This window comes from Pseudomonas mosselii, assembly GCF_019823065.1.
GTDB lineage: Bacteria > Pseudomonadota > Gammaproteobacteria > Pseudomonadales > Pseudomonadaceae > Aquipseudomonas > Aquipseudomonas mosselii.
Genome location: NZ_CP081966.1, coordinates 2,923,793 through 2,936,724 on the forward strand (window position 1 = coordinate 2,923,793; position 12,932 = coordinate 2,936,724).

The 12,932-nt window shown below is 64.6% G+C and carries 9 protein-coding genes and 1 pseudogene; 3 read left to right on the forward strand and 7 right to left on the reverse strand.

What is annotated here, in order from left to right; genetic code table 11:
* Positions 1–166: 166 nt before the first annotated feature.
* Positions 167–1,120: a hypothetical protein gene (locus K5H97_RS13555; protein WP_051555617.1), complete on the reverse strand. Its 954-nt coding sequence runs from the start codon at positions 1,118–1,120 to the stop codon at positions 167–169.
* A 207-nt stretch (positions 1,121–1,327) separates the two neighbouring features.
* Between K5H97_RS13555 and K5H97_RS13560 the strand changes: the two genes are divergently transcribed.
* From K5H97_RS13560 to katB, 3 genes are all read left to right on the forward strand, one after another.
* Positions 1,328–2,554: an NADH:flavin oxidoreductase/NADH oxidase family protein gene (locus tag K5H97_RS13560; RefSeq protein ID WP_028688797.1), complete on the forward strand. Its 1,227-nt coding sequence runs from the start codon at positions 1,328–1,330 to the stop codon at positions 2,552–2,554.
* A 56-nt stretch (positions 2,555–2,610) separates the two neighbouring features.
* Complete coding sequence (arfB, locus tag K5H97_RS13565; protein ID WP_028688798.1) at positions 2,611–3,024, forward strand: alternative ribosome rescue aminoacyl-tRNA hydrolase ArfB; 414 nt, start codon at positions 2,611–2,613, stop codon at positions 3,022–3,024.
* Positions 3,025–3,192: 168 nt separating this feature from the next.
* Positions 3,193–4,734 (forward strand): catalase KatB, encoded by a 1,542-nt coding sequence (gene katB / locus K5H97_RS13570; protein ID WP_028688799.1) that lies wholly within the window; start codon positions 3,193–3,195, stop codon positions 4,732–4,734.
* Between the two features lie 105 nt (positions 4,735–4,839).
* Here the strand turns inward: katB and K5H97_RS13575 are convergent.
* The 6 genes and pseudogenes from K5H97_RS13575 to K5H97_RS13600 form a co-directional block, all read right to left on the reverse strand.
* Positions 4,840–5,083 (reverse strand): annotated as a pseudogene (locus K5H97_RS13575) (MurR/RpiR family transcriptional regulator); the annotation flags it as partial.
* Positions 5,084–5,329: 246 nt separating this feature from the next.
* The gene (locus K5H97_RS13580; protein ID WP_028688800.1) at positions 5,330–6,400 is read right to left on the reverse strand and encodes a hypothetical protein; all 1,071 of its coding nucleotides are present in this window, start codon (positions 6,398–6,400) and stop codon (positions 5,330–5,332) included.
* Positions 6,401–6,423: 23 nt separating this feature from the next.
* Positions 6,424–8,244, reverse strand: a complete 1,821-nt coding sequence (locus K5H97_RS13585; protein WP_028688801.1) for a hypothetical protein — start codon at positions 8,242–8,244, stop codon at positions 6,424–6,426.
* Between the two features lie 3 nt (positions 8,245–8,247).
* Positions 8,248–9,540 (reverse strand): hypothetical protein, encoded by a 1,293-nt coding sequence (locus K5H97_RS13590; protein ID WP_028688802.1) that lies wholly within the window; start codon positions 9,538–9,540, stop codon positions 8,248–8,250.
* An 18-nt stretch (positions 9,541–9,558) separates the two neighbouring features.
* Positions 9,559–10,482: a hypothetical protein gene (locus K5H97_RS13595; RefSeq protein WP_028688803.1), complete on the reverse strand. Its 924-nt coding sequence runs from the start codon at positions 10,480–10,482 to the stop codon at positions 9,559–9,561.
* A gap of 57 nt (positions 10,483–10,539) precedes the next feature.
* Positions 10,540–12,927: a hypothetical protein gene (locus K5H97_RS13600; RefSeq protein ID WP_028688804.1), complete on the reverse strand. Its 2,388-nt coding sequence runs from the start codon at positions 12,925–12,927 to the stop codon at positions 10,540–10,542.
* Between the last annotated feature and the right edge of the window lie 5 nt (positions 12,928–12,932).

A 12,932-nucleotide genomic window follows, 5' to 3' on the forward strand; every position in this document is an offset into this window, starting at 1 on the left:
CTGCGCAGCAGCCCCGGCAATTTTGATGGTGGCTCAGAACCTGGGGTCGCTGCGCGCCCTTTCGCGACGCAAGGCCGCTCCCACAGGGATAACAGTTCCCTGCGCGACAGCGTAGTCCGCAGGGCTGAGGAATCTCCTACATGAGGCGATCACCGTCAGTTCCGTCTCAGTCGCCCGAGGCCAGCGCCGCCAACGGCTTGGGCGCATACAACGCGCTCTGGAACTCGGGTACGTACTCGTACTTGACCATCCGCCCCAGCCGCAGATCGCGGATATAGCGCGACAGCTCGCCATCCCCCAGCACCAGCTGCGCCGAATCCCCGCTCATGCTCGAGGCATGCAGGGTCTGGCGCGAGGTGGCATAGCCGTAGGCCAGCTGGCCCTGGTGGTCGAGGTTGGTGAAACTGTTGGTCACCAGGCCCGGTTCATCGGACAGCCCGTCGAGCTTCTTCGCCCTGAAGATCACATCCACCTTGCCACTCTGCGCATCGCCAATGTCGTAGATCACAGCCCGCGCATCCTCGCGGCGGTCGATCGCGGTCAGCCACTTGGGCAGGTTGTAGCCCACCACGCCGCGCACCCGCGCCAGCTCGGTATTGACCGGCAGCTTGAGCACATAACCCCAGAAATCCTTGGACATCGACTGGCCGATCAGGGAGAAGGGCCCGAGATTCGCCTTGCCGGGTTTGCTGGTGATGATCGACAGGGCGATCTCGTTGTAGCTGTCGTTGTCGCAGTAGTCATAGGTGTAGGCGGTAAACGCCACCAGCCCGCGCCCCGGCCACACCTGCAACGGCTGCACGTGTTCCAGCACTTCGGCGGGCATCAGGGCGCGCAGGCGGTCCAGGTCGGCGGTATAGACGGCGGTGACGCGGCTGTTCCTGTAGTAGAAGTTCGGCGAATAGGAGGTAAAGCCCATGTCGACTCGGGTCTTTTCCAGGCCCTTGAACCAGCTCAGGTCGATGCCCGGCGCCTCGGCCTGGATCACGGCCAGCGGCGGGTTGGAACGGTAGCGGTCGTACAGCCCGCCCTTGAGCACCGGCACCGAGCGCCCTGCAATGTCGATCTGCGTGGTTTCGGCGTGTTCAGGGAGGCCATTGGCGGCGTAGGCGACGGGCATCAGCAGGGCACTGGCCAAGGCGGTTGCGCTTGCGAGTTTCACGGTGCGGTATCTCCAGGGGTGGGTAGAGGCAGTCACTGCGCAATCACCCTAACGTTCAACCCAACTTGAGAGTCAATGCTCAAATGTTCGCCAATCCAGGGCTTGACCTTAAAGTTGGCTTCAAGGCTAACGTCTGCGCAACGCCACTTTCTCGAGGTATTGCCGATGGACGTGTTCTCCCCCCTGACCCTGCCCAATGGCGCGGTCGTCCCCAACCGCATCGCCAAGGCCGCCATGGAGGAAAACATGGCCGATGCCGACCATGCGCCATCGGATCGGCTGATGCGCCTGTACCAGGCCTGGGCGCAGGGTGGCGCCGGACTGCTCATCAGCGGCAACGTCATGGTCGACCAGCGCGCCATGACCGGCCCCGGCGGCGTGGTGCTGGAGGATGACCGGCACTTGGAGCGTTTTCGCCAGTGGGCCGCCGTTGGCCGCTCGAAGGGGGCGCAGTTCTGGTTGCAGATCAACCACCCCGGCCGGCAGATGCCGGCGAGCCTCGGGCAGCAGACCTGGGCCCCCTCGGCCGTGGCGTTGGACCTGGGCAACATGTCCAGGCATTTCGCCACCCCGCGGGCGATGCCCCCGGAGATGATAGACGAGGTGATCCGGCGCTTCGCCAACTCCGCGTGGCTTGCCGAGCAGGCCGGCTTCAGCGGCGTGCAGATCCACGCGGCCCATGGCTACCTGCTCAGCCAGTTCCTTTCGCCGCTGAGCAACCAGCGCACCGACCAGTGGGGCGGCTCCCTGGACAACCGCGCGCGGCTGCTTCTGGAGATCGTCAAGGCGGTGCGCGCGGTGGTGTCGCCGGGCTTTGCCGTGGCGGTCAAGCTCAACTCGGCGGACTTCCAGCGCGGCGGCTTCAGTGCTGACGATGCCCGGCAGGTGGTGCGCCTGCTCAATGAGCTGGCGGTCGACCTGGTGGAGCTGTCCGGTGGCAGCTACGAGGCGCCGGCGATGCAGGGCCAGGCCCGGGATGGCCGCACGCTTGCGCGTGAAGCGTACTTCCTGGAGTTCGCCCGGGACATCCGCACGGTGGCGAAGATGCCGGTGATGGTCACCGGCGGTATTCGCCGTCGACCGGTTGCCGAGCAGGTGATGCAGAGCGGCGTCGAGATGGTCGGCATCGGCACCGCCCTGGCCATCGCGCCGGCCTTGCCCCGTGCGTGGCAGGCGGGGCAGGTCGTGGTGCCGGAACTGCGCCCGATCACCTGGAAGAACAAGGCGCTGGCTTCGCTGGGCAACATGGCCATGGTCAAGTTCCAGCTGCGCAGGCTAAGCGAGGCCAAGGCGCCCGAACCCGGGGTTTCGCCTTGGTGGGCACTGCTGCGCCAGCAATGGACCGATGCCATTCGCGCCAGGCAGTACCGGCGGCGCATGGCACAGGCCTGACACCCCAGGGCGCCAAGGAGATGCGATAATGGCCGCGCTATCACTAGAGGCGCACCATGCTGACCATCTCCAACAACGTGCATCTGCCGGATGCCGAGATCGAACTGACCTACATCCGCGCCCAGGGCGCCGGCGGGCAGAACGTCAACAAGGTCTCCAGCGCCGTGCACCTGCGCTTCGACATTCCGGCCTCGTCGCTGCCCGCGTTCTACAAGGAGCGGCTGCTGGCGCTGCGCGACAGCCGCATTACCGGTGATGGCGTGCTGATCATCAAGGCCCAGCAGTACCGTACCCAGGAACAGAACCGCACGGACGCGCTGGAGCGTCTGGCCGAGCTGATCATCGGTGCCGGCAAGGTCGAGAAGAAGCGCCGGCCGACCAAGCCGACCCTCGGTTCGAAGGCCCGCCGCCTCGATTCGAAGTCCAGGCGCGGCACGATCAAGGCGGGGCGCGGCAAGGTGGACTTCTAGCGAACTTGGCCAGGCCTGCTTTGCCTGCCTATAGCATTCACGAATAAAAAACAGGATTGAAATTACCCATTGCCCTGATGAGCAGGATCAATTTAGTGATCGGTGACAGGCTCCTTACCCTTTTCGAGGCGCATCAAGACGCCTGAAAAGAACCCTTAGGAGTACCCCATGATCCCTTTGCTCAAGCTGTTCCAACCCGGTCGCCTGCTGGTGGCGGGCAGCCTCGCCGCCAGTCTGCTGTCGCTGTCCGTGCAGGCCGCCACCCTGACCCGTGACAACGGCGCGCCGGTGGGCGACAACCAGAATTCGCAGACCGCCGGCCCCAACGGCTCGGTGCTGCTGCAGGACGTGCAGCTGCTGCAGAAGCTGCAGCGTTTCGACCGTGAGCGCATTCCCGAGCGCGTGGTGCATGCTCGCGGCACCGGCGCCCATGGCCAGTTCACCGCCAGTGCCGACATCAGCGACCTGAGCATGGCCAAGGTGTTCCGCCCCGGCGAGAAGACCCCGGTGTTCGTGCGCTTTTCCTCGGTGGTGCACGGCAACCACTCGCCGGAAACCCTGCGTGACCCGCGCGGCTTCGCCACCAAGTTCTACACCGCCGACGGCAATTGGGACCTGGTCGGCAACAACTTCCCGACCTTCTTCATCCGCGACGCGATCAAGTTCCCGGACATGGTCCACGCCTTCAAGCCGGACCCGCGCAACAACCTCGATGACGATTCGCGCCGCTTCGACTTCTTCTCCCATGTACCGGAAGCCACCCGCACCCTGACCCTGCTGTACTCCAACGAAGGCACGCCGGCCAGCTACCGCGAGATGGACGGCAACAGCGTGCACGCCTACAAGCTGGTCAACGCCAAGGGCCAGGTGCACTACGTCAAGTTCCACTGGAAGAGCCTGCAAGGGCAGAAGAACCTCGACCCGAAACAGGTCGCCGAGGTCCAGAGTCGCGACTACAGCCATATGACCCACGACCTGGTCAGTGCGATCAACCAGGGCAAGCTGCCGAAATGGGACCTGTACATCCAGGTGCTCAAGCCCGAGGAGCTGGCCAAGTTCGACTTCGACCCGCTGGACGCGACCAAGATCTGGCCCGACGTGCCGGAGCGCAAGATCGGCCAGATGGTGCTCGACCGCAACGTCGACAACTTCTTCCAGGAGACTGAGCAGGTGGCCATGGCGCCGTCGAACCTGGTGCCGGGCATCGAGCCATCCGAGGATCGCCTGCTCCAGGGGCGCCTGTTCGCCTACGCCGATACCCAGATGTACCGTATCGGCGCCAATGGCCTGAGCCTGCCGGTGAACCGCCCGCGTGCCGAGGTCAACACCGTCAACCAGGATGGCGCGATGAACGCCGGGCACACCGACAGCGGCGTGAACTACCAGCCGAGCCGCCGCCAGCCGCGTGACGAGCAGGCCGACGCGCGTTATGTGCAGACCCCGCTGAGCGGCAGCACCCAGCAGGCGAAGATCCAGCGCGAGCAGAACTTCAAGCAGGCGGGCGAGCTGTTCCGTTCCTACGGCAAGAAGGACCAGACCGACCTGATCAACAGCCTCGGCCAGGCACTGGCGACGGCGGACGAGCAGAGCCGCTACATCATGCTGTCGTTCTTCTACAAGGCGGATGCGGACTACGGGGCTGGCCTGGCCAAGGTGGCCAAGGCCGACCTCGAGCGGGTCCGGGAGTTGGCGGCGAAGCTCAAGGACTGAACGGCCATTGCTGCGCAGGTCCTTTGATTTGAAGCTGCAAAAACGGATGTATCGGGCCAACCGGTACGTCCGCTCCCGCACGACGACCATGCTGCCCGGCGCGGCTTACTTTCTGGTGAACTTGTCGCCTGGCACATGCAAATACGACATCACGCTTTCAGTGAGGTTGGTGGCCAGTTTCACCGCCTCCTTGTTGCGCGCCATGACCCCGGCCACCAGGCCTTAGCGGCGAGGCCGGGGAGTCGGCGATGGCCAGCAGCACGTCCGGTCCGGTGATCGCGGCCAGGCGGTAGGCGGCGTTCACGTTGCCGCCTTCCATGCTGATGGCGCAGGTGTTCTTGCAGAATGGATTGTGTACTACGTGCCATGTATGAAAGCACTTTTGATCATATATTTCAGGCCTACGTGCAGGTTTTGTACGATATTTTCGCTAAATAGTATGATTTAAAAGCGCTCCGTCTTCCTGACGCATCGTGCCCGCGCATGCTCGACGTCGAACGCTTTCGTGCGGTGCGTCACTGAGGCTCGAAGATCACATGGCACTGTATCTCAGGCTCAGGATGGAGCCTGAGATACAGCGGTCAATCGGCCGCGCTCAGGAGGCCGATGCAGCCACTTGCAACTGCACCCGCCGAAGCCTGCCAGTCAACGGCACCACCTCGCCTCCCGGTGTCGGCAGTGCCCGCCCCACCAGCCCCATGCCTTCGCTTACCAGCACCGCATCCTTTACCAGGCACAAGTTGGAAGGGGTGTCCAGGTCACGGGCTAGCACGGTCACCTGCTGCGTTTGCAGATTGCAATGCAGGAGCCGCCCGCTGAAACGGGTAAAACCGCCATGCCGCGGTTCGCCTTGCCAGTCGGGCGTCAAGGGTTGCTGCAGGCTGTCGCAGAGCTCCAGCACCAGCAGGTTGCCGTCGCGGTCCAACGCCAGGCCGGTGGGCAGCTGCAGGCCAGCGATCACGATGTCGATCCGGCCACTGTCCGGCCAAACCCGGATCACCTGGCCTGCCTTGTCGGCGAAGTCGATGCCCCGGCGACCTGGATCATCGTGCAGCTCGCCGGAGAACAGGCTGATCAGCACCGCGTCGGTGGCCGGCTCGTACACCAGCGTGACAGGCACGGCCTCCTGGCCTTGGTCCAGTTCGGGCAATGCCACCAGCACATGCTCCTGCTGGCCGTCGGCGAACTCCACCAGCTGGTTGCTGTCGGGCTTCACCGCCAGCCAGCTGCGACGGGTCGGGTGGTAGCACAGCGCATTGAGGTTGCCGTGGCTGTGAAACACCGGCTCGGGCGGCGTGAACCGCAGGTCCAGCAGCCGCGAGCCGCCGACGTAGTCGGTCTGGCTGGCCAGGCAACGGCCATCACCGCAGGCGATGTCAGACAGGCCCATGATTTCGTCGCGCCACATGCGTGCCTGCATGTTCATGGCGCGAAAGCCTTGGGCCACGGTTTCCCGAGGCAGGTAGGCGCCGGGGGCGCGCGGGTCCGGTCGCAGCCGGCTGATGCGGCCGCTGAAGGCCTGTGCGGCCAGGCCCGAGCCGGCTTCTGCCAGCAGCAGGCTGCCATCGGCCTGCAGGCAGACGCCGCGGGGGTTGAGCAGGCCCTCGGCGATGAACGTGCTGGACCGCAGGGTTTCCTCAGGATGTATCGGGACAAGCACAGGCATGGGAGCTCTCCGTGAACAATAGGTCAGTGCGGCTGCTGTGGCGGCTGCCAAGGCTCACCGGTCAGATAGGCACGCAGCAGCGCCCGCTGGCTGGGCGACATCGAGCGCACCACCGGCATGAACAGCGTGGTGTTCTTGTAGGCGTCCGCGGTGCGGGCGAGGATCGGCGCCTTGGCGGCCATGATCGCGTCGGGCTGGTTCAGCGGGACGTAGCGGGACATGGCGGGGAAGGCCAGGTAGTGGAACCGCAGCACGTTGGGGTACACCTGCTGCCAGGTGACACGGCTACCCCTGGGGATGCCGAAGTCGGTCTGGGCGAATTTGCGGAAATTGGTGAAGTAGCCGCCGGCGGCCAGGCCGTTGACGCTGTAGCTCAGGGCGACGAAACCGGCCTGCCCAGCGGTGCCGGGCCTGACCTTGACGGGCACGCTGACCGTGAGCTGGCCGGGATTGACGGGCAGCGAGTCGGGAACATCGAGGAAGTCCCAGTTCTGCGGCGAGCCGTATGACGGGCCCGAGGGCGCGGTGCCAAGGTTGATCTTGCAGGGCGTGGTCACCGGACCGCCCAGGTAGCGGACCTGCAACGTGATCGACAGGCCATTGGGGTAGTCCTCGGTGTAGACATTGCGCTGGTCGGCGTAGACCCGATAGACCGACTCGCACGCATGCAGCAGGGTCCCGGCGACCGCGCCGGGCGCATCGACGTGCAGGACCGAGGATTTCGCTGCCTGTTGCTGGCTGGGGTTGAGCGGCAGGTCGACGATACCGCCATACACGTAGTAGTTGAACAGCGGATTGCTGTTCGGGTCGAGGGTGGCCAAGGGAACCGCGCCGGCGGTCAGGGTGACCGGCCCGTAGTTGGCGTTGGGCCCAATGGGGCTGGTGATGTCATCGCGCACGGCCCTGAAGGTCTGCTTCGGAATCAGGTTGACCATGTCGACGCTCAGCAGGCCATTGTCGCCCAGCTCGGCATAGGCCGTACTGCCGGTGCTCTGGTTCACCAGCTGGCGACCGGCCTGGCAATTGAGCGGTTCATTGGCGAAGGCCGGGGCCAGGGTGCCGATGACCCGGCCGATGCTCGGGTTGGGGGTATAGCGACCGGCGGCATAGTCGGCGTCCAGTTGCGCGGTGGTCATGGCCGGGCACATCTCGAACATCACGAAGCGCAGCACGATCCCGGTTGCTCCGGGCGCCTGGATGATCGCCCGCAGGCCCGGGCTGTTGCGGTTCCAGCTGACGATGCTGGTGAGCGGGAAGGTCAGCTGAAAGGTGCCGCTCAGGCGGAACGAGCCTGGTGCATCCATGGACGTGGGCAGGAGCACGCGCTTCTTCACATCCAGGCTGCTGCAGACGGTGTTGCCGTGGATCAGCAGCTGGATATTGCTGCTGGCGCCGATCTGCAGGCCACCGACGAATATCTGCGTGGTGGTGGTCGAGGTCGGGTCCAGGTCCACCATCATCGGCCCGGAGACCGGCGCCTGCCCGGTCACCGGGTCCACCGAGCCGAGCAGGTACACCGGCTGCCCCACCAGGTCGCCGGTGGTGCCGACATTGCCCGGGCTGCCCTGGGAGCTGATCAAGGCGTTCTGCAGGTCGACGACATGCTGCCCGTAGTGGTTCCAGCCGCCGGCGGTGTAGTAATCACCCGTCGGGGCATTGAGCATCGCGTTCAACTGATCGTCGGTGAAGGACTGGGCACCCGGGGCCAGGGTCGAGGTGGTCAGGTCGAAGATCGGCCACTCATCGTTGCCCTCGTAGGGAATGGTGGGCGAGTTGTTCGGCAGGCTGACATCGGTACGGATGCCACCCCAGAAGTTCAGGCGCGGGCCATTCAGGATGCTCATGGTTCAATCCTCGTCCTTGATGGGTTTGCCCAGGGGGGAATGGGCGAATTTGAACAGGTAGGAGTAGTCGGACTTGTAGGGGCTCTTCACCGGCGTCGCCATGGAGTGGCAGTTCATGCAGCTGCTGTTGGGCTGGATGTAGCTTTCCATGGTGACGTTGGCCGACAACGCGGGCGTCGGCTGGCCCAGCGGGTTGCCGGGGTTGTCGGGCATCAGCGGACGCTGGGTGGTGATCAGCTGGTAGTACTTCAGCACGCTGCGTTGCAGCCCTGGAGCGGCGCGGTAGCTGGCGTTGACCTGCTGGGTGACGTCGGCGATCGGGGTGACCCGGTTCAGCGGGTTCGGGGTCTTGAAGGTGGTGCCGGGACGGGGCACGCAGACCAACTGCGTACCCTGGGTTTGCCAGTTGCAGGGCGACTGGTTGAGGCTGGCGGCGGGCGCTGCGGGGTTGAAGTAGGCGTAGGCGGTGCCAGGCACCGGCTGGTCCACCCACTGGCCGTTCACCAGCGCCTTGGGTGGCACGTTGTCGACCTGCTCGAAGGTCGACCAGATCCACTGCGGATAACCCTTGGCCTTGGTGATGACGTGCAGGCCCACCAGCCCGAGGAAGGCTTCGGTGACCCCGTTGCGCCGGCCCTGGTCGTCGAAGGTGGCGATCCGCGCCAGCATGGTCAGGTAGCGGCTGGCGTTGTCCCGGGGTCCGAGGATGCGCCAGCTCGACTTGATCTCGATGACCCCGTAGGGGAACTGGATGTTGCGCGCCCGGGAGACGATATCGGCGTTATAGAAGCGGTTGCCGACGATGTAGTTGTAGGACGCCTCGTTGGCCGAGATGTCGTAGTAGGTCGGGTTGCCGGCCTGGTCGATCAGCCAGCCGCCGACGGCCTGGTCGATGGCGTTGACCAGCGAGCTGTTCTTCAGCGCGGCGATGTTGATGATGCCCAGGCTTCGAGGGCCCAGCGGGCTGTTCCAGGGGCCCGGATCGGCGCCGCCTGGCAGGAAGATCTCGTCAACGGTCTTGTAGGTCTGCCAGACGGTGTAGCCGGCGTCCCCGGGTTGCCGGGTGCAGTCCGGATTGCCGCGTCGGCGGTCCTGGGCGGGCCAGTTCAGGGCAATGAACAGTTGCCAGCTGTACTGGTCGAACTGCGCCTGGCCGGCCGTGGGGGCCGGCGCATTGGCCGGTGGCTGGCAGTTGAGCTGGGTGGCCAGGGGCGCTGGCAAGGCCTGTTCCCTGGCCAGCGCCGGCAGGCAGGCCAGGCCCAGCAGCAGCACGGAAAAACGCATCATCGGTTTCATGGCGATCCCTCGCATGGCTCAAGGTTTGCGTTGCATCAGCTGGTTCCACTGCGCCTTGTGGCCGTTGCTTTGCGCGGCGGGTGGCTCGAACAGCTGGCAGGGCGGCGGGTTTGCCGGGCACATGGCGCCGACACGCGCCCAGGTCTGGGCCGGGTCGGGCTTGACCATGCGAAAACCGGTGTAGTTCTGGCTGACGATCGGCGCATTGGCGACGCTGGCGTCCCCGGAAAAGTAGAACGACTGCGGTTGCCGGTAGGGCGGTTGTCCCGAGGCTTTGCGGTAGAAGGCATAACCGAACAGGATCGGCCCCTGGGGCGAGTCCAGGTCCAGGGCGTAGGCCTGCACGCTGGCGCCCAGGTGCTGGCTGCGCGCGGCGCTGTAGGGCAGGTGCTTGATGAAGTCCTGGCGCGGCGGATGGTTCATCGGCGAGAACAGGCAGCAGGCCGGCATGTCCTTGGGGCGGTCCTGTGGGTAGGTCAGGAAGTACGCCTTGTTGCCCAGCGAGACGAACGAGCAGGTGTAATTGTTGTTGCGGATCGGGAAGATCGGCAGGCAGTACTTCTCGTAGTGCTCCATCATGGCGCCGAAGCCGTCGCCGTTCGGCGGAATGTAGGTGGTGTCGTAGTAGCTGGTGCCGCGAGAGACCGTGTAGTCCGCCGGACTCAGGGTGGCGGGCGGGTTGCTGTAGGGCGGCGGGTTGTTCTGGTAGTTGCGCATGACCCGGTACATGGTCCAGTCGCTGATCCAGTACGCCGGAAAGAACGGATCGGACGGGTCGCTCGGTGCGCGCTTGGCGATGCAATTGCCGTTGCTCGCATCGCAGCCCAGGGAGTTGTGCACCCCCATGGTGAAGTAGACGGCGCTGTCGTCCGCCTGGGCGACCAGCGTAGGGCACAGCAGCAGGATCAGCAGCAACAGTCGGTCGAGGATGCGCTTGTTCATTGGACACTCCTGTGAAGTATGCCGGGTGACAGCCCCGTCACCCGGCGGTCCTTGCGGTCAAGCCTGCGGGTAGTCGCTCATGCTCAGCGGGATGGGCGGGTAGTTGCGTTTCACCAGGGCCTGCGCCCAGAGCTCCAGCACCGCCCGGCGGCTTTGCGGCATGTCACGGGTGATCGGCATCGCCAGGGTGCTTTCTTCCTGGTACTGCTTGCTGATCAGCACGATGAGCTGGTCCACGGCGCCTTCTATGCGCGCCAGCGAGTTCAGCGGCATGTACTTGTTCATGATCGGGTACATGTAGAAGAACGGCTGCAGGATGAACGGGTAGATGAAGCGCTGCCAGATCTGCTGGCCGGCATCCTGCTGCTGGTAGACCAGGTTCCAGGCATCGACGAACGCCTGCTGCATGTCCGGCTCCTGCGGCAGCACGCGCAGCGGCGCCAGGAAGTCGGTATAGGCCTGTGACAACTTGAAGCTGAACGGAACCTGCGGCGCCTGCCCGCCCTCATGCACGAAGAAGCGCAGGGTCGGGAAGCCCGGTGCCACGGCCTTGACGGTCAGCAGGGCAATCCCGTTGGCGTCGGTGGTGATCTGCGTGGTGCTGTACTGCACGTTGCCCTTTGGCTCATCCTTCAGCGAGCCCTGGCCCTGGATGGGGTTGGCGAACGCCAGGCTGGGGCTCAGGGCCACCGAGCCTGGCGTGGGCAGGTAATGCTGGTAGCTCACCGGCTTCATGCCGACGGTCGAGTCGGCGGGGTGGATCGCTGTGAGCCGACGCCCCGTGCCTTCGCTCAGCTGGCGGGTGAGTGACGGCGTACCGACAAACTGTGGCAGGTTGGGAGTATTGTTGGCGCGGTTGTCCGGATCGTCGAAAAACAGCGTGAAATCAGCCTGGTTGCTGAACGCCAGGTAGTAGTCGGTGGTGCACATCATGTAGGCGTTGTTGTACTCGGCCACCGTCAGCACGGTGCCGGCCGGCGCGGGCAGGCCGTCGTACTGCACCATGATCTGCAAGGTCTTGCTGTCGCCGACGTCGATGAAGCTGGCACTCTCGACCACCTCGGCGGTCCACATCTGCTGGGTCGCCGCCTGCACAGGCGTCGCGCCTTGCTGCTGCAGCTCAAGCGCGCCGCTTTGCAGCTGTTTCTGCGCCTCGGCGCTCAGCGGCAGGTCGAGGATCCCCGAGCGTTTGTCAAAGGCTGCCTGCTGGTAGTCGTCGTAGCCGAAACTGGCCAGCGGCGTGAACTGCCCGCCTTGGCGTATCCCCAGCTGGTAGTTGCCAGCGTTGAACTTCGCCGCTACCGGTATCTTGGCCTGGGCATCAAGCGCATAGCTGGGGAACCCGTTGAGCAGGTCCAGCGACAGGGTGTTGTCATGCACCTGTGCAGAGATCACGCCCAATGTCATGGCTTTGAAATCCACGCCGTCCTTCTGCAACTGCACCGGCGTGCAAGGAACCAGCCGCCGCCCGGCCGGCGCCGTGGGAAATTCGTCGTCGAACCACAAGCCCAGGGTGCCCGCGGTGCGGCTGTAGGCAGGGTTGAAGAAGATGCTGCCGACATTGTCCAGGCCCTTCTGGTACATCTGCTGAACATTGGCCAGATCCGCCGGTGTGGTGGAATGGGTATTGATGGGCGGTTGGTCGTTGAAGACACCGTTCTTGTCGTAGCAGGTCAGGTAGGTGGAGAAGCGGAACATCAGCCCCTTGGCGTTCTGCTGTTCCATTTGTTGCTGCAGGTTCTGCAGCAGTTGCGAGTTGCCGATCACCCAGCTCAGGTTCTCTTTCGGGAAGCAGGTCTGCCAGGTGGTGGTCACGTAGATCAGGCCACCCAGGCTTGCCCAGTTGAAATTCAGGAAACGGTCGAGCATGCGGTGCTGGCGCTTGAGGGTCAGGCCGCACTGGGCATCGCCCAGCACCAGCCGGTCGAAATACAGCGCCGTGAAGGTGTTCTGCCAAGGGCTGACGTCGACGAAGCGGGCCGGGGTGGGGGCGTCGCTGCCGAACGGGTTGCCAAACAGGTTGTAGGTCTGGTTGATCAACGGGTCCTGGCTGACGTAACCCCCGCCGGGCAGTTCACCGCCGGTGATGACGGAGGCCGTCGCCGGGATGGTGGGGTCGGTTGGGGTGTAGTTGACCGTGCCGCAGGCGTTGTCACCGAACAGGTTCCACTCGCCGGGGATCATCACACTGGGGTTCTGCGCGACGTTGCCCGGCACCTGGGTGACATACTCGGGGGCCTCGAGCAGAATCTGCGGGGCGATCACCCACGGCATCAGCTTGCTGGCGGCATTCGCCGGGTTGATCCCGTAGTACTCGAGGAAGCGCCAGTTCAGGCGCATCTTCGAGGCGTCGTAGAGTGGAAACATGTCGTTGTTGTTGGCGGTCGGCGGATTCCAGTACAGGTGGCCGCCCAGGTAGATGCGCGGAAAGTTCAGTACGCTCATGTCTT

Bases quoted from the DNA above. Each gene is read 5' to 3' on its own strand.
- K5H97_RS13580 (WP_028688800.1), bottom strand. From the start codon at position 6,400: ATGCCTGTGCTTGTCCCGATACATCCTGAGGAAACCCTGCGGTCCAGC.
- K5H97_RS13560 (WP_028688797.1), top strand. From the start codon at position 1,328: ATGGACGTGTTCTCCCCCCTGACCCTGCCCAATGGCGCGGTCGTCCCC.
- arfB (WP_028688798.1), top strand. From the start codon at position 2,611: ATGCTGACCATCTCCAACAACGTGCATCTGCCGGATGCCGAGATCGAA.
- K5H97_RS13585 (WP_028688801.1), bottom strand. From the start codon at position 8,244: ATGAGCATCCTGAATGGCCCGCGCCTGAACTTCTGGGGTGGCATCCGT.
- katB (WP_028688799.1), top strand. From the start codon at position 3,193: ATGATCCCTTTGCTCAAGCTGTTCCAACCCGGTCGCCTGCTGGTGGCG.
- K5H97_RS13600 (WP_028688804.1), bottom strand. From the start codon at position 12,927: ATGAGCGTACTGAACTTTCCGCGCATCTACCTGGGCGGCCACCTGTAC.
- K5H97_RS13590 (WP_028688802.1), bottom strand. From the start codon at position 9,540: ATGAAACCGATGATGCGTTTTTCCGTGCTGCTGCTGGGCCTGGCCTGC.
- K5H97_RS13595 (WP_028688803.1), bottom strand. From the start codon at position 10,482: ATGAACAAGCGCATCCTCGACCGACTGTTGCTGCTGATCCTGCTGCTG.
- K5H97_RS13555 (WP_051555617.1), bottom strand. From the start codon at position 1,120: ATGCCCGTCGCCTACGCCGCCAATGGCCTCCCTGAACACGCCGAAACC.